Here is a 14,055-nt window from a genome sequence, read left to right as displayed (position 1 = left end):
CCAAGCAGCATGGAACATTCCCCGTGTCCTCGTCGGGAAGACGAGACCATACGGGATGGAGAGCCTCAGTATATCCGCATACAAACACTTGTTTGAAACGGGTTGCGCGCAATTACTCTCAGGATGACCAGACCATGGGCAGGCTGGCGTGCCGGGCTATGGGGCCGGAACAGCGTGGTGTGGTGCCCGAATGCCGCCGATGACAAATTCGATAAGGGCGTTGCGCAATGCGTTGAGGTCGGACCCATCCGCTTCACCACCCGAAAGGCGTTCCAACCGGTTTGAAGCGCTACGATTGCTCACTGAGAGAACGACCGCACTGACGAGCAGCATGTAACGCCAATACATCTGGCTCAAGGGCACCGACGGAACAGCCGCATGGAGCGCGGCCACGAACTGCTTGGCCATCGGATCGAAGTGTTGTTTGATGACCTGTTCCGTCATCGGGGACGGCGACAGGCGATGCTTCAGGATCAGCTGAGCTAGCAGCTGCCCCTCGGTCGTGGCGTTTTCGTCCAGATAAGGCTCTACGAATACCAAGACTATGTCAGCGACGTCGGGTTTTTTGCGCTTGGCCTTGGCGCGGGCAAGGATGTCTTCCAGCTTGCTGGTTCGGGTCTTGTTGATGCGAGCCGACAACTCGCTGAATACGGCTTCCGCCACTGCCTCCATGCCGCCGAAGTGGTAGTGAATGGCCGCAACGTTGACCCCGGCATGGCTGGTGAGGGCTCGCACCGGAACGCCATCGATCCCGTACTCGGCAAAGAGCACCAGTGCTGCGTCGATGATTTTCTGCTTGGTTGCGCCCTCGTTCGAGGTATTCCGCCGTGCTGACATGGTTGGATGGGAGTTACTCGGGGGATTCTGCCAGATGAGGCCGGCGAAAGATCTCCATACACCGAAGGAAAACACTAGTTTGAAACACTAGTTGCAACTTTCATGAGAGCGTTTTACGATGTGGGCTCGCAGGGCCAACATGCTGGCTCCAGCGAACACCCTAGCTCCCTCGGATCACCCGAGGGTTAGAACCACGAGACAAGTTCCCTTACACCATGAAAGACCTCAGCCTGCTTACGCGCCGCTCGATGTTGGCACTCGGCGCCATCCCTCTCCTCGCGAATGCATCCACGTGGCCCGACCGACCGATCAAGCTACTCGTGGCAGCCACGGCGGGAACCCAACCCGATATCTTCGCGCGCATCTATGCCGACCAGCTTTCGGCGGCGTTGAAGGTGCCGGTGGTCGTGGACAACCGTAGCGGCGCGGCCGGCAACATCGGTGCAAATGCTGCTGCCATGTCGGCTCCAGACGGATACACGTTCCTCTACGCGATCGCGAACGTGACGACGATGAACCAGTTTCTGTACACCAATATCCCATTCGATCCTATAAAGGATCTCGCTCCGGTGGCAGAAGCAGTCAATACCACGACGATGTTGTTGGCGAGCAATTCGGCTGGTGTCAACACGGTCGCAGAAGCGATCGCGCTTGCACGCTCGCGTAAAGGGGAACTGGTGTACGGATCCTACGGCGTGGGGGGCTACCCCCATCTGGTGTTTGTGCAGCTTTTGCAGAAAGCTGGTGTCGAGATGCTGCACGTGCCCTACCGCACGGGCGCATTGACCGATCTGATCACTGGGCGGATTCAGTTTCTGCTTGAGCCGACAGCAACGGCCATACCGCAGATCCGGGCTGGCAAGGTCAAGGCACTGGCCCACTCCGGGTCGCGTCGTCACCCTGAATTCCCTGCTCTTCCGACGATTGCCGAGACGGTTCCCGGTGTCGTTCTCGAAGGCTGGCACGGCTTCTACGCACCTGCAGGCACGCCTGCAGCGATCATCGAAAGAGTGAGTGCCGAGATCAACCGGATCAATGAGATGCCTGAAATCAAGGAACGCCTCTTGGGCCGTTCGGGTACACCGGTCACCGGTAGCCCCAAACAGATGGCCGCAAGGATCGAAAAGGAGTCCAAGGGGTGGGAAGCGCTGATCCGCGCTAACAACATCAAGGTTGAATGAGCAGCGACGATGATGCTGGATTTCACGCACGATCCCACGGCCCGTTCGTGGGTCGCTAGCGCTAACGACCCGACGACACATTTCCCCCTGCAGAACCTGCCATGGGGTGTTGCTGATGGCAGGGTCGTCGTCGCTATTGGTGCGCACATCCTTGATGTGCGGGGCGCACTGGAGGCGCAGTTGCTTCCATCGATAGACTGCCAAATTCAGCAGGCACTGCGTGCTTCGCGTCTGAACGAGCTTCTGGCGCTGGGTCGCGAACCTTTGCGGCAGTTGCGGCACGCGCTTTTCCGTATGCTCCAAGCGGGCAGCCCGGCAGAAAGTGAGCTCAAGCGCCACCTCAAGGATCAAGCCGAAGCTGCGCTGCAGCTGCCCGTGACCGTGGGCGACTACACGGATTTTTTCACCTGCTTCAATCACGCCTACAACTGCGGCACGATTTTCCGACGTGAACAGCCGGTGTCCCGTAACTTTCGAAGCATGCCGATCGCCTATCACGGCAGAGCCTCTTCGGTCGTTGTGAGTGGCACTTCCGTGGTCCGACCGCACGGACAGTTTCGCGATCCAGGCGACGCGCAGACCATCCGGTTCGGCCCTTCGCAGCGCCTCGATTTCGAGCTCGAACTCGGTGCGATCATCGGGCGGGGGAATTCGCTGGGCACGCCCATTCACGTGGATCAGGCCGAAGAGCACATAGCTGGGTTGTGTCTGCTTAATGATTGGTCAGCACGCGATATCCAGTCTTGGGAGGCGCAGCCACTCGGTCCGTTTCAGGCCAAGAACTTCATGAGTTCCATCTCGCCGTGGATCGTGACGCTCGACGCTTTGGAGCCGTATCGGGTGCCAGCGATGCCGCGGCGAGCGGACGATCCACCGCTGCAGGCGTATCTGGCCGGCCGTACGCCTTCGGGTCCGACCACTTTTGCGCTGCACACCGAGGCCCGCTTGTTTACCGCGGACATGCGCAGAAGAGGTGCAAGCCCGGCTTTGTTGTCGCAAGCGCTGTTCTCGCGCGATGGAGATTGGACGTTCTCTCAGATGGTGGCTCATCACACGATCAATGGGTGCAACCTTTCACCAGGCGATCTGCTAGGAAGCGGGACCATCTCGGGCCCTCAGCGTGGCGAAGAAGGTTGCCTGCTGGAGCTGACCCGAGATGGTACGGAGCCGGTGCACCTGGGTTCCAACGAGTGCAGAGCGTTCTTGGAGGAGGGCGACCAGGTTCATCTATCCGCTTGGTGCGCCCGGGAGGGATATCCCATCATCGGACTGGGCGTTTGCGTGGGCGAAGTTCAGCCGGCAATCAAACTGGAATTGTGAGTACATGAAGAAAAGATTCATTGACATCTCCATGCCATTGGAGAACGGCGTGCGTAGCGACCCCGACATCGCGCGACCCAAGATAGAGTACCTGGGGCATACGGAATCGATACCGCGTCTGCAGACCTTCTTCCCCGATCTGAAAGCCGAGGATCTGCCGGACGCAGCGGGCTGGGCTGTTGAGAAGGTGCAACTGTCCACGCACAACGGCACGCATTTGGATGCGCCGTACCATTTCCACCCGACGATGAACCATGCGACGGGCGAGCCGCAACGCGCCTGGACCATCGACGAAGTACCACTGGAGTGGTGCTTTGCTCCTGGCGTCAAGCTGGATTTTCGACACCTTCCCGATGGCCATGTGGTGACGCAAGAGGAGGTGCGCGCCGAACTCGACCGCATCGAGTACAAGCTTGCTCCAGGGGATATCGTCGTGGTCAATACGCGAGCAGGATCGCGCTATGGCCACGACGATTACGTCGAGGCAGGCTGCGGCATGGGGCGCGAGGCCACGTTGTACCTTCTCGAGCGAGGCGTGCGCTTGACCGGTACCGACGCCTGGAGCTGGGATGCCCCCTTCGTGTACACGCAGCGCAAGGTACAGGAGACGAAGGACACTTCGCTCATCTGGGAGGGGCATAAGGCTGGCAGGGACATTGGCTACTGCCATCTGGAGAAGTTGCACAACCTCGAGGCCTTGCCAGCGCACGGATTCACGGTCTGCTGCTTTCCCGTGAAGATCAAGGCGGCTTCCGCAGGCTGGACCCGAGCCGTTGCCATTCTCGATTGAACGTTTAACGCGCATCCGCAATGCCTTTTTTGAGCACAAGCGCCGGAGCCAGAGTTGGCGCCGCTTGCGCGAGTTATTCAAGCAGTTGTACACAGCCTTAGGCATGGTTGACTGGGATAAGTCGGGTACAAATGCGGGGTTCCGGTCAACCTTGTGTGCTCGCACCAGGCAGGCCCACTGCCGAGTCAAAAAACGTCACATGGTTGGGCATCGCGTCGTAGAGGACGGCTGCCACGATGTCCGGCGCATGTTCAAGGGCTTGTCTCCTTACCGCCTGCGGCGGCGCGAAACCGGCGGTATGCTGGACGAAGTGCGCTAATGCCCCCTCGTTCCGCCACTGCGCGGGTCGCAGAACCCAAATTAGGCTTTTTCGGCCGTTATGGATTGGGGCGGCCCGGCGCCGAAACGCTTTGCTCTGGAAGTTCCATGCTCTACGCCACCCTCAAGCTGCTTCACCTGTTGGCCATCGTCGTCTGGATTGGCGGCATGGTGTTTGCCCATTTCTTTCTGCGTCCGGCCGCCATGCAGTTGCCGCCGCCGCAGCGCATACCGCTAATGCACGGCGCGCTGCAGCGCTTTTTCTCGGCGGTGCTGGTCTCGATTCTGGTGGTGCTGGCCAGTGGCATGTGGATGATCGGGCGGGTGGCCAAGGAGACGGTGCAGGCCGGTCTGTCGTTCAATATGCCGCTGGATTGGATCATCATGGCCTCGCTGGGCATCGTGATGATGGCCATCTTCGGTCACATCCGGTTTGCCCTGTTCAAGCGCCTCTCGCGGGCCGTTAGTGCACAGGATTGGCCTGCCGGTGGCGCCGCGCTGGCTTCCATCCGTACCTGGGTCAGCGTCAATCTTGTCCTTGGCGTGCTCATCATCGTGGTCACGATGATGATGGACTGATGCCCCATACGGCCCTCAGCGTGGTGCCGCCAGGGCCGCGCCCATTGGTAGCAGGTCGGCCCCACGCGCACGCTGCCAAAGCCATGCCAGGGCGGCATTGGTGTCGGGGCGGCTGGAGCGGTGCGATGCCGCCACCGAGCCTACGGCGTCCAGCGGCCCCACATCAAAGTTGAAGGCGTAGTCAGGCTCCTGGCCCATGCGCAGGTCGGTGACCTGCAGGCGGCCGTCGGGAGTCTGTCGCAGCCGGTAGAAACCATGGCTGAAACGGGCGATCCGGGCCACCGGGTTTGCCGTCCCGTAGCGCTCAATCAGTTCGATTCCTCGTTCATGCGTGGTCCAGCGCACCGTTGAGCGCCCGTCCAGCAGGCTGTAGTAGCCCTCATGGTAGTGCGTGGGCGTGATGGCCACCAGTCGCCAAAGCACCGTATTGAAGGGCGCCGGCGTCACCAGAAGGCGTTCGGTGGTCACCCCTTCCTGCTGCAGTGATTCGCGGGCAACACCGGTGGCCACCTGCTGAGCCACGACGCTCCAGCCCAGATAGACTGTGGACAGCGCCAGCCCGGCCGCATTCCAGCCCAGGCTGCGCCTCTGGCCGCGCAGCGCCAGTGCCACGATCACGCCCAGCAGCAAGGGCAGGGTGTAGGCCGGATCGATGATGAACATGCTGTTCACGCCTAGCGGGTAATCGCTGAACGGCTGCAGCAACTGCGTGCCGTAGACCGTCATGCTGTCCAGCAGCGGGTGGGTGAACAGTGTCAGCCACAGTGCCAGCCACCAGCGGCGCCACAGCGCCTGCTCACCGTGGATCCGGCTGACCAGCCAGGCAAGTACCGGTGATAGAACGGTCAGGAAGATCAGCGAGTGGCTTTCTGCCCGGTGCAGAACCATGTTCAGGATGGCATCGCCATGGTCGATCAGGGCGTCCAGGTCGGGCAGTGTGCCTGCCACGCCACCCCACAGGGCGGCTTTCCATACGGCGGTGCGCCGCCCCATTACGGCCACAGTGATGGCCGAACCCAGTGCAATCTGCGTCAAAGAATCCATGAAGAAAGCTTACGCGATCCGGTTCAGGCCTGCACCACCGATCTAACCCGTACTTGGTGAGCTTGCCGCCGTCGGCAGGTGCTGAGCGCAGCGAAGCCCCGCATGGGGCGCTAGATTGGTGGCGCCGTCTGTTGGGCTTCGCTGTGCTCAGCGCCAACCTACGAACCAAGGGTAAACACGGATTGTTTGACTTGCGGCAAGGTTGACCATTTTGCTAACAGGCCCAATACGTGTACGGGGGTCGTCCCCGTAAGTTTGCATTGAGTTCTGTATGAAGAAAAACCTGCTGGCTGTGGCCATTCTTTGCGCACTCACCTCTGGCACTGCGTTTGCGCAGAAAGCCGAAGGCCCCTGGCTCGTACGTGCACGCGCCGTGAACCTGGATAGCGCCAACAAAGACAGTACCGGTCTGGGCCTGTCGGTGAACAACAAGGTAATTCCTGAAGTCGACGTGTCGTACTTCTTCACCCCCAACATTGCCGCTGAACTGATCTTGACGGTGCCTCAACGGCACACTCTGCGCGCAGGTGGTGCACCTATCGGTTCGCTCAAGCACCTGCCTCCTACACTGCTGCTGCAGTACCACTTTGACGCTCCAGGCTTTAAGCCTTATGTGGGTGTCGGCGTCAACTACACGCGTTTCTCCAGCGTAAATTTTGACCCTGTAGCGACCGCCGGACTGAACCCCAGCATTGATAAAAACAGTTTTGGTGCCGCATTGCAAGTTGGTGTGGACATCCCCCTGACTAAGAACCTGTACCTGAATTTCGACGTCAAGAAGGTCTACATCAAGACCGACGTGTACGCATCCGGTGTCAAGGCCGGCACCTTCAAGGTTGATCCAATTCTGGTGGGGGTGGGTCTGGCGTGGCGTTTCTGAGGCGCCTAGGAGTCTGTCGGACTTGGAGCGCCGAAAGCGAAAATGGGACCCAGCGAGGACAGTTTTTGCAGGATTCGCAGGCCCATAGTCCGGCTATGGGTCAAGAAGACTGTGAAAAATGGACCGCTGCGGCTTATTTGCAGCCGGCGATTTCCAAGTCCGACAGGCTCCTAGTGTCCTGAATTGCAAATTCGTTGAACAAATCCACCGACAATCGCCGCCATACTGCGTCACAAAGCCTCGCGATACCACTCGGTATCACTGCGTTTTGTTCCTTGCCTGACACCGATTTCGGCAGATTTGTTTCTTCAACGAACTTACAACTCAGGACACTAGCGCAACTGTGAAGTTGCTTGGAATCCAAGGTTGAGAAAGCCGGCACAGTGCTGGCTCTTTTTTATGGTGCGCCCAGCATGGGCGCACACCTGATCTCCTGGTTTGGCGCCTGCGAAGGTGAAGTAAAGAACGCTTTCATCGCCGCATCAGAAAGGGTCAGTCCGACAACTCGGACGGCCTGCCGTTGGGGCGCGAGGCTACTGCAGCACTGTTCTTGCTGCGGGAGTTCATGCACCACAGCGGCCAACCGACTATGCACGTCGTCGAGCCTTAGTAAGCGGTTGCGGAACGGCCCGAATCGGCGTACAAGATGGATGCCCCCTTAACCTACAGGAGCACTCCATGGCCACCTACCAAGTAGGATATTTTGTCGGCAGCCTGTCGTCGACGTCTATCAACCGCCTACTCGCCCAAGCGCTGGTGAAACTGGCGCCGCCCGAGCTTGTGCTCCGCGAGATTCCGATCAAGGATCTGCCGCTCTACAGCCAGGACTACGACGCCGACTATCCGCCGGTGGCACGCTCCTTCAAGCAGGCAATCGCTGATGTCGATGCGATCCTCTTCGTTACGCCGGAATACAACCGTTCGATTCCCGGTGGCCTGAAGAATGCCATCGACTGGGCCAGCCGCCCCTGGGGAACGAACTCGTTCGCGCAGAAGCCCTCTGCAGTGATCGGCACCTCACCTGGTGCCATCGGCACTGCAATTGCGCAGCAGAGCCTGCGGGGCGTGCTGTGCTTCTGCAACTCGCCACTAATGAACCAGGTCGAGGCATACATTCAGTTCAAGCCGGGGCTCATCACCGCCGAAGGCGAAGTCACCGACGAAGGCACGAAGAAGTTTCTGCAGAACTATATGACCGAGTTGCACGCCTTCATCGTTCGCGTGCTGACCGTGCTGCCGCGCAAGACCTGACGCACCGCCCGCTGCCCAACCCAGGGAGCTCCCGAGGGGCGAGGTTAAACACGGGTGGCCGTGGTGGTCAGGCGCCTCCGGCGGGTGCCATAAAGAACATTTGATCGGGTTCTCTACTTTGCACCTGTAGCTGGCACCGGTCGCCCGGCTCGCAGCAAGGCTGTGCGCAGCCGATCCGGGTAGTCGGTGACGATGCCGTCTACGCCCCAGGCGATCAGCTGATCCATGTCGGCTGCCTCGTTGACCGTCCAAGGCAGCACCTGTAGACCCAACGCTCTGGCAGCACGCACTCGATCGATATTTAAGCTCTGGTAGTTCGGTGACCAGGCCGCACAGCCGGCCGCCTTGGCCATGTGGGCCACACTGGGGTAGGCGTCACGAGCCATGCCCAACATCATCACGGGATGCCGTGCGTTGGTGCGCTGGGCGTTTTCGGTGGTGATGCAGGTGGTTTCAATCGCCGGTTCCAGCTCCCGCACCCGGCGCAGCGTGCGCCAGTCAAAGCTGATCAGTCGCACGCGCTGTGTCATGCCGGCAGTCCGAATCACGGCCAAGACGGCGTCGACGAAAGGTTCCACCGCCGGACTCTCCTCCGGCCGATCGGGATGGATCTTGGTCTCAATCGCGAACCGGACCTGATCTGCGCCGCGTGCTTTGACCCGTTCAAACAGTGCTGCCAGGCTAGGGACGCGTTCACCATCGCGGGCCTCCTGATCCGGAAAGTCGCGCGCATAGGCACTGCCCGGGTCCAGCCGACCGACGTCATAGGTTTGCAGCTGGGCCAGTGTCAGGGAGCGGATCAGCGGGCCGCGACCTTGCAGCCAGCGGCCCTGCGCATCGCGTGTGAACGCTGGGTTCAGGTAGGCGTCGTGATGAATCACTGGCACGCCGTCTGCAGTGATTGCAATGTCGAGTTCCAGCGTGGTCACGCCGATGTCCAACGTGCGATCGAAGCCGGCTAAAGTGTTTTCAGGTAGCAGGCCGCGTGCACCGCGGTGGCCCTGGAGATCAAAAGCATGGGCCGCGAACATGCTGCTGGCGATCAGCGTACCGAACACAATTTTCCGCCAGTGGGATGACACCCTGCTGAAAATGCCTGAGCCGATGGCACTGCGCACTGGACCGCCAAGCTCGCCCACAATGCCCCAGGCGCTCCCACTGAAAGCCCTGAGCAGGCTTACTTTGGGAGATGTTAGTGGTGGGGAACTGAAGAGCATGGGATTCATTATCCATATGTGGTTTCATGTGGGGAAGCAAGCGACCAAGCTCGTCCCCGACGCTCGACTACCGCGCTTTTTTACTGGGTGGAGGGCATCTCGTAAGACTCTCCCGGGCCGATCTTGCCGGACGGCGTACCATGGCTCCATGTTGCCACGATTCACTACCCTGGGCCGAGGCCCTGTTTTGCTGATGTTGCACGACGTGGACGGCAGCCACCTGGCGTTTGCCCCACAGGTCGAAAGTTTTGCCACGCAGGGTTACCAGGCGGTGGCCTGGGACATGCCCGGCTACGGCCACAGCCCGCCCATCGAGCCCTACGACTTCAAGGGCTTGGCCGCGCGATGTGTGGCCCTGATTGAGGCGCTGACGCAGCGCCCGGACGGCTCTCACGCTTCCGTCATTCTGCTGGGCCAGGGCATGGGCGGCATGGTGGCGCAAGAGGTGGTGCTGCGCCGCCCCGAACTGGTCAATCGTCTTATTTTGATCAGCACGCTGGGCGCCTTCGACGACGTGCCAGCCGCTCAACGCGACGCCTATGTGAACGACCGAACCATTCCGCTGGAGGCTGGAGTGTCCATGCGCGAGTTGGCGCAACGCCTGGTGCCCCGTCAGGTGGGGCCGGGTTCGTTGCCCGAAGGCGCGCTGCTGGCCGAACACGCGCTGGGCGGCGTGTATCCGTCCATCTTCCGCTGCGCGCTCGACGCCCTCCTGCGCTTTGACCGCCGCGGCGCGTTGTCGAATGTGCGGGTGCCCACCTTGCTGTTGAGCGGCGAGTTCGATGCTATTGCCACGCCAGAGCGAGTGCAGGCCATTGCACTGGATCTGCCTATGGCGCGTTGCACTGTTTTGCGCGGCGTGGGGCGCTGGCCCAACCTGGAGGCGCCGGAAGATTTTGACAGTGCCGTGCTGTCATTCCTGTCCGACACCGCGCCGGGCATGCAGCGCACTGGGGAGCTGCACTGACCAGTTTCATGCGGCGACGCTGGGTCTTGTCCGGTTGTTCGTGAGACGGCCCGCGTCCGCGCCGCTTAACTTGAAGATCATCGCGGTCTCTTCGCTGCTGATCCTGCATTCGGCGCAGGCAAGGGCTTACTTGTCCTTGATCTTGCCGCGCGGAATCACCGAGGTGGTCGGAGCGATGGGGCGGTCGGATGGGCTAGAGTTCGGTGTGCGGGCTCCGCTGTCCTTTTTGGGCTTCTTGACCATCTTTTCTTTGCGCTGTTCGCCTTTGGCCATGGGGCCTCCGTGATTGGTGGGGTCGATGCCGGAGTTCGGCACCGTGCAGCTATGTTAACGCCACTTTCCCTCTGTTCACTTGCTCAAATTCAGCGCGCCCGCAGTCCTTGAACCAGGGCGCCTAGCGCGATGCCGCCCAGCGCCCACAACAAGGTCCAGTTTCCGGTGCCCAGACCGGCAATGGCCGGCCCTGGGCTCAGGAAAAATCCAAAGGAGCCTCAACCCGGTTCCGGTTCATCGCTCCTCCGCTGGGCTGGTAGCACTTGCTGCTGGTGGGCAAGTGCGCAGAATTGAGAAATCCCGTTGGGTTCCAAGCTTGGCTATCCTCAGGCCAGAGTCAGCGTGACGTCGATGTTGCCGCGCGTGGCGTTGGAGTAGGGGCAGACTTTGTGGGCTGCGTCCACCAGTGCCTGGGCGGCGGCACGCTCCATGCCGGGCAGGCTCACTTTCATGCGCACGGCAATACCGTAGCCGCCTGAGATGGGACCCAAGTCCACTTCGGTGTCCACCGCCACGTCTTGCGGAATGGCGATTTTCTGCATACCGCCGACGGCCTTGAGTGCGCCGATGAAGCAGGCCGAGTAGCCGGCCGCGAACAGTTGCTCGGGGTTGGTGCCAGTGCCCGAGGTGCCGGGGGAGGATAGTTTGACCTCCAGGCGGCCGTCGTCGCTGCGCGAGGCGCCGTCGCGGCCACCGGTCGTGTGGGCGCGGGCGGTGTAGAGAACTTTGTCGAGGGTGGTCATGGTGTTTGCCTTTCGGTTGGGTGCCCCGAAGCGGGGCGGGAGGGGATTTCAGCTTTGCAGGCTGTCGCGCAGGGTCTGTATCTGGCGGGTGAGGGCCTGTAATTCGGGCACGCTGGTGCGGCTGCGCTCCAGCACGCAGGCGGGCACGCACTCCGCATCGTCACGCAGCGTGCGACCGACCGGGGTAAGGGTGATGCGCACGCGTCGCTCGTCTTGCGGGTCTCGGTGGCGCTCCACCAGGCCCGAAGCCTCCAGTCGCTTGAGCAGCGGCGTCAGCGTGCCGGAATCGAGAAACAGGCGCTCGCCCAGATCGGACACGGTGATGTCGTCGCGCTCCCACAGCACCAGCATCACCAGATACTGCGGGTACGTCAGGCCGATGGCTTCGAGCAGGGGTTTGTAGAGCTTGGTCATTGCCAGCGAGGCGGAATACAGGGCAAAGCAGAGCTGGTGGTCTAGCTGCAGGATGGGCGGGCTGGTGCTGACGGTCGAGTGCGGGCTGGGCATGTGTAAATTATTGCCGACAATTAAATTGCACGCCATATAATTTCGAGTGCCACATGTGTAAATGTGGGTATTAAAGTTTTTTGCTACCGGAAGAAGAGCATTCAGCTAAGAGCCTGTAGGACTTGGAGCGTCGAAAACGAAAATGGGCCCCAGCGAGGACAGTCTTTGCAGCATTCGCAGGCCCATAGCCAAGCTTTGGATCAAGAAGACTGTGAAAAATGGACCGCTGCGGCTCATTTGCAGCAGGCGATTTCCAAGTCCGACAAACTCTAGGAGGTGCCCTGTACCGTTTCTCATGTCTGATCTGATGCCTTATTTTTCGATGGGTGTTTCGCGTCCTCCGGCGCGAGACGGTGGCGATGGTTCCGCCGCCGTGTTCTGTGCAGGCGATCCGGCGAAGGCTGGTGCCTGGCTGGCGGTGTGCACGTGTGCTCCGTGGCCCTTAAGTGGGGTACGGGTGCAAGTGAGTGTGGAGAGGTTCGGGCAGTGAGGGCGGAGTCGTCCTACGCCGTCGCCGAGCAGCGCGTGCGCCTGTTGCAGCGCCACCCCCAGGCATTTGGCCACCCTGTGGAGGGCGCGGTGGAGTGCATCGAGACACACATATCCTGGGTGCTGCTGGCGGGTGGTTTTGCCTACAAGTTTAAGAAGCCGCTGCGTCTTGATGTGCTGGATTTCAGCACAGTGGCTCAGCGCCGCGCCGCCTGCGAGGACGAACTGCGCATCAATCGCCGTACCGCCCCGGCGTTGTACCTGGGGCTGGTCGCACTGGTGCCTGATGCTGCAGATGGTCCCCGCCTGTTGCCGCTGGGAGATGCGCCCTTTCACGCCGAACCTGCGGTGCAAATGCGCCGCTTCGCGCAGGATGCGCTGCTTGTCCATGCATTGGAGCGCCAGGAACTGCTGCCCGAACACATTGACAGCTTGGCACGGCACGTGGCCCGCTTTCATGCTGACGCTGCCGTCGCCGCGCCGGCGCAGGGCTGGGGTACTGCCCAGGCCGTCCGCTCCGCAGTGGACGAATGCGTTGATGCGCTGCGCCCACTGCTGCACCCCGCGCCGCCACTGGCTGCCTTGCTGGAGCCTGTCGCTGCATGGTGCCTGCGCGAGGGCGAGGCGCTGGCCCCGGTCTTTCAGCAGCGCCTGGCGGACGGCCACGTGCGCGAATGCCATGGCGATTTGCACCTGGCCAACATCGCGCTCATAGAAGGCCAGCCGCAGCTCTTCGACGCCATTGAATTCAACCCAGCGCTGCGCTGGATTGATTGCGTCGCCGACATTGCCTTTGTGGTGATGGACCTCGCGGCCCATGGCCGAGCGGATTTGGGGTGGCGCTTCGCGAACCTCTGGCTGGAGCAATCGGGTGATTATGCGGGTCTGAGTGTGCTGCGTTACTACCTTGTCTATCGTGCCGTCGTGCGGGCATGGGTGGCGGGCGCGCGGATGGCGCAGGCGTGCGGCGACAGCGCGCTGGCGCTCGAAGTGCAAACCTATCTGGAGCTGGCCGCGCGGGTTATCAGTTCGACTTCTCAGCCGCCCACGCTCTGGCTGGCCCATGGCTTCTCGGGCGCCGGCAAGAGCACGCACGCGTTGGCACTGGCCTGCGCACGTGGCATGGTGCGTGTGCGTGCCGACGTGGAACGCAAGCGCCTGTTTGGTCTGACTCCCGAGGCGGGAAGCGGTGGTGTGCCCGGCGGCATCTACACGGCCGAGGCTACGCGGCGCACCTACGACCGACTAATTCAGGTGGCGGACGACGCGTTGGCAGCCGGTTTCTCCGCCGTGGTCGATGCCACTTTTTTGGACCCAGCCGCGCGTTCCCGCTTCATTACCCTGGCGCAGCAGCGGGGCGTACCGGGTCGCGTCCTGTCTTTTGAGGCACCGCTGGAAGTGTTGCGCGAGCGTGTGATCCAGCGGGCCGCGTTGGGCTTGGATGCATCGGAGGCGGGGCTTGCCGTACTGGAGTCCCAATGGGCGACAGCCCTGCCGCTGGCGCCTTGGGAAGAAGCACTTGCCGTGCATGTGGACACCACTAGGCCGGTGGACTGGAATGCCCTTTTGCCCCTAACTTCAGATGGCCGAGAATGACAAAATATACATGTGAGTGGGCATGTGGAGTTACAAGCATGCGACACCATGGACGGGTTCAAG

The 14,055-nt window shown here is 61.2% G+C and carries 15 protein-coding genes; 9 read left to right on the top strand and 6 right to left on the bottom strand.

Going from position 1 to position 14,055, the window contains the following annotated elements; translation table 11 throughout:
- Positions 1 to 156 precede the first annotated feature (156 nt).
- Positions 157 to 837, bottom strand: a complete 681-nt coding sequence (locus tag AAAK34_RS16015) for a TetR/AcrR family transcriptional regulator (RefSeq protein WP_231694342.1) — start codon at positions 835 to 837, stop codon at positions 157 to 159.
- A 215-nt stretch (positions 838 to 1,052) separates the two neighbouring features.
- Between AAAK34_RS16015 and AAAK34_RS16010 the strand changes: the two genes are divergently transcribed.
- The 4 genes from AAAK34_RS16010 to AAAK34_RS15995 all read left to right on the top strand — a co-directional run bounded on the left by AAAK34_RS16010 (position 1,053) and on the right by AAAK34_RS15995 (position 5,025).
- On the top strand, positions 1,053 to 2,018 hold the full coding sequence (locus tag AAAK34_RS16010; protein ID WP_231694343.1) for a tripartite tricarboxylate transporter substrate binding protein: 966 nt from the start codon (positions 1,053 to 1,055) through the stop codon (positions 2,016 to 2,018).
- 9 nt (positions 2,019 to 2,027) lie between these two features.
- Positions 2,028 to 3,338, top strand: a complete 1,311-nt coding sequence (fahA, locus tag AAAK34_RS16005) for a fumarylacetoacetase (protein WP_231694344.1) — start codon at positions 2,028 to 2,030, stop codon at positions 3,336 to 3,338.
- A 4-nt stretch (positions 3,339 to 3,342) separates the two neighbouring features.
- Complete coding sequence (locus AAAK34_RS16000; protein WP_231694345.1) at positions 3,343 to 4,128, top strand: cyclase family protein; 786 nt, start codon at positions 3,343 to 3,345, stop codon at positions 4,126 to 4,128.
- 426 nt (positions 4,129 to 4,554) lie between these two features.
- The gene (locus AAAK34_RS15995; protein ID WP_231694346.1) at positions 4,555 to 5,025 is read left to right on the top strand and encodes a CopD family protein; all 471 of its coding nucleotides are present in this window, start codon (positions 4,555 to 4,557) and stop codon (positions 5,023 to 5,025) included.
- A 15-nt stretch (positions 5,026 to 5,040) separates the two neighbouring features.
- On the opposite strand, the gene AAAK34_RS15990 is transcribed toward AAAK34_RS15995, so the two are convergent.
- Positions 5,041 to 6,069, bottom strand: a complete 1,029-nt coding sequence (locus AAAK34_RS15990; protein WP_231694347.1) for a metal-dependent hydrolase — start codon at positions 6,067 to 6,069, stop codon at positions 5,041 to 5,043.
- 271 nt (positions 6,070 to 6,340) lie between these two features.
- On the opposite strand from AAAK34_RS15990, the gene AAAK34_RS15985 reads away from it, so the two are divergent.
- Together AAAK34_RS15985 and AAAK34_RS15980 are read left to right on the top strand one after the other, a co-directional pair.
- Positions 6,341 to 6,949 carry an OmpW family outer membrane protein gene (locus AAAK34_RS15985; protein WP_231694348.1) on the top strand — a complete coding sequence of 203 codons (609 nt, stop codon included), beginning with the start codon at positions 6,341 to 6,343 and terminating at the stop codon, positions 6,947 to 6,949.
- 678 nt (positions 6,950 to 7,627) lie between these two features.
- The gene (locus tag AAAK34_RS15980; RefSeq protein WP_231694349.1) at positions 7,628 to 8,200 is read left to right on the top strand and encodes an NADPH-dependent FMN reductase; all 573 of its coding nucleotides are present in this window, start codon (positions 7,628 to 7,630) and stop codon (positions 8,198 to 8,200) included.
- A gap of 113 nt (positions 8,201 to 8,313) precedes the next feature.
- Here AAAK34_RS15980 and AAAK34_RS15975 read toward each other — a convergent pair whose 3' ends face one another.
- Positions 8,314 to 9,417 (bottom strand): glycerophosphodiester phosphodiesterase, encoded by a 1,104-nt coding sequence (locus AAAK34_RS15975; protein ID WP_431777475.1) that lies wholly within the window; start codon positions 9,415 to 9,417, stop codon positions 8,314 to 8,316.
- A 148-nt stretch (positions 9,418 to 9,565) separates the two neighbouring features.
- Between AAAK34_RS15975 and AAAK34_RS15970 the strand changes: the two genes are divergently transcribed.
- Positions 9,566 to 10,384 carry an alpha/beta fold hydrolase gene (locus AAAK34_RS15970; RefSeq protein ID WP_231694351.1) on the top strand — a complete coding sequence of 273 codons (819 nt, stop codon included), beginning with the start codon at positions 9,566 to 9,568 and terminating at the stop codon, positions 10,382 to 10,384.
- 126 nt (positions 10,385 to 10,510) lie between these two features.
- Here the strand turns inward: AAAK34_RS15970 and AAAK34_RS15965 are convergent, their stop codons facing one another.
- From AAAK34_RS15965 to AAAK34_RS15955, 3 genes are all read right to left on the bottom strand, one after another.
- A complete protein-coding gene (locus tag AAAK34_RS15965) occupies positions 10,511 to 10,657 on the bottom strand; it encodes a hypothetical protein (protein ID WP_231694352.1) in 147 nt (48 codons plus the stop codon).
- Positions 10,658 to 10,983: 326 nt separating this feature from the next.
- Complete coding sequence (locus AAAK34_RS15960) at positions 10,984 to 11,400, bottom strand: organic hydroperoxide resistance protein (RefSeq protein WP_231694353.1); 417 nt, start codon at positions 11,398 to 11,400, stop codon at positions 10,984 to 10,986.
- Between the two features lie 48 nt (positions 11,401 to 11,448).
- Complete coding sequence (locus tag AAAK34_RS15955) at positions 11,449 to 11,907, bottom strand: MarR family transcriptional regulator (RefSeq protein ID WP_231694354.1); 459 nt, start codon at positions 11,905 to 11,907, stop codon at positions 11,449 to 11,451.
- Positions 11,908 to 12,202: 295 nt separating this feature from the next.
- On the opposite strand from AAAK34_RS15955, the gene AAAK34_RS15950 reads away from it, so the two are divergent.
- Complete coding sequence (locus AAAK34_RS15950; protein WP_431777474.1) at positions 12,203 to 12,397, top strand: hypothetical protein; 195 nt, start codon at positions 12,203 to 12,205, stop codon at positions 12,395 to 12,397.
- Complete coding sequence (locus tag AAAK34_RS15945) at positions 12,394 to 13,992, top strand: bifunctional aminoglycoside phosphotransferase/ATP-binding protein (RefSeq protein WP_231694355.1); 1,599 nt, start codon at positions 12,394 to 12,396, stop codon at positions 13,990 to 13,992. Before AAAK34_RS15950 ends, AAAK34_RS15945 begins: the two co-directional genes overlap by 4 nt.
- The last annotated feature ends 63 nt before the right edge of the window (positions 13,993 to 14,055 follow it).

It is taken from the genome of Ottowia caeni (assembly GCF_050821495.1).
Lineage (GTDB): Bacteria > Pseudomonadota > Gammaproteobacteria > Burkholderiales > Burkholderiaceae_C > Ottowia > Ottowia caeni.
Note: the sequence above shows the minus strand (reverse complement) of the source record. Positions and strands in the feature narration are given on the sequence as shown.

Bases quoted from the DNA above. Each gene is read 5' to 3' on its own strand.
- AAAK34_RS16015 (WP_231694342.1), bottom strand. From the start codon at position 837: ATGTCAGCACGGCGGAATACCTCGAACGAGGGCGCAACCAAGCAGAAA.
- AAAK34_RS16010 (WP_231694343.1), top strand. From the start codon at position 1,053: ATGAAAGACCTCAGCCTGCTTACGCGCCGCTCGATGTTGGCACTCGGC.
- fahA (WP_231694344.1), top strand. From the start codon at position 2,028: ATGATGCTGGATTTCACGCACGATCCCACGGCCCGTTCGTGGGTCGCT.
- AAAK34_RS16000 (WP_231694345.1), top strand. From the start codon at position 3,343: ATGAAGAAAAGATTCATTGACATCTCCATGCCATTGGAGAACGGCGTG.
- AAAK34_RS15995 (WP_231694346.1), top strand. From the start codon at position 4,555: ATGCTCTACGCCACCCTCAAGCTGCTTCACCTGTTGGCCATCGTCGTC.
- AAAK34_RS15990 (WP_231694347.1), bottom strand. From the start codon at position 6,069: ATGGATTCTTTGACGCAGATTGCACTGGGTTCGGCCATCACTGTGGCC.
- AAAK34_RS15985 (WP_231694348.1), top strand. From the start codon at position 6,341: ATGAAGAAAAACCTGCTGGCTGTGGCCATTCTTTGCGCACTCACCTCT.
- AAAK34_RS15980 (WP_231694349.1), top strand. From the start codon at position 7,628: ATGGCCACCTACCAAGTAGGATATTTTGTCGGCAGCCTGTCGTCGACG.
- AAAK34_RS15975 (WP_431777475.1), bottom strand. From the start codon at position 9,417: ATGCTCTTCAGTTCCCCACCACTAACATCTCCCAAAGTAAGCCTGCTC.
- AAAK34_RS15970 (WP_231694351.1), top strand. From the start codon at position 9,566: ATGTTGCCACGATTCACTACCCTGGGCCGAGGCCCTGTTTTGCTGATG.
- AAAK34_RS15965 (WP_231694352.1), bottom strand. From the start codon at position 10,657: ATGGCCAAAGGCGAACAGCGCAAAGAAAAGATGGTCAAGAAGCCCAAA.
- AAAK34_RS15960 (WP_231694353.1), bottom strand. From the start codon at position 11,400: ATGACCACCCTCGACAAAGTTCTCTACACCGCCCGCGCCCACACGACC.
- AAAK34_RS15955 (WP_231694354.1), bottom strand. From the start codon at position 11,907: ATGCCCAGCCCGCACTCGACCGTCAGCACCAGCCCGCCCATCCTGCAG.
- AAAK34_RS15950 (WP_431777474.1), top strand. From the start codon at position 12,203: ATGTCTGATCTGATGCCTTATTTTTCGATGGGTGTTTCGCGTCCTCCG.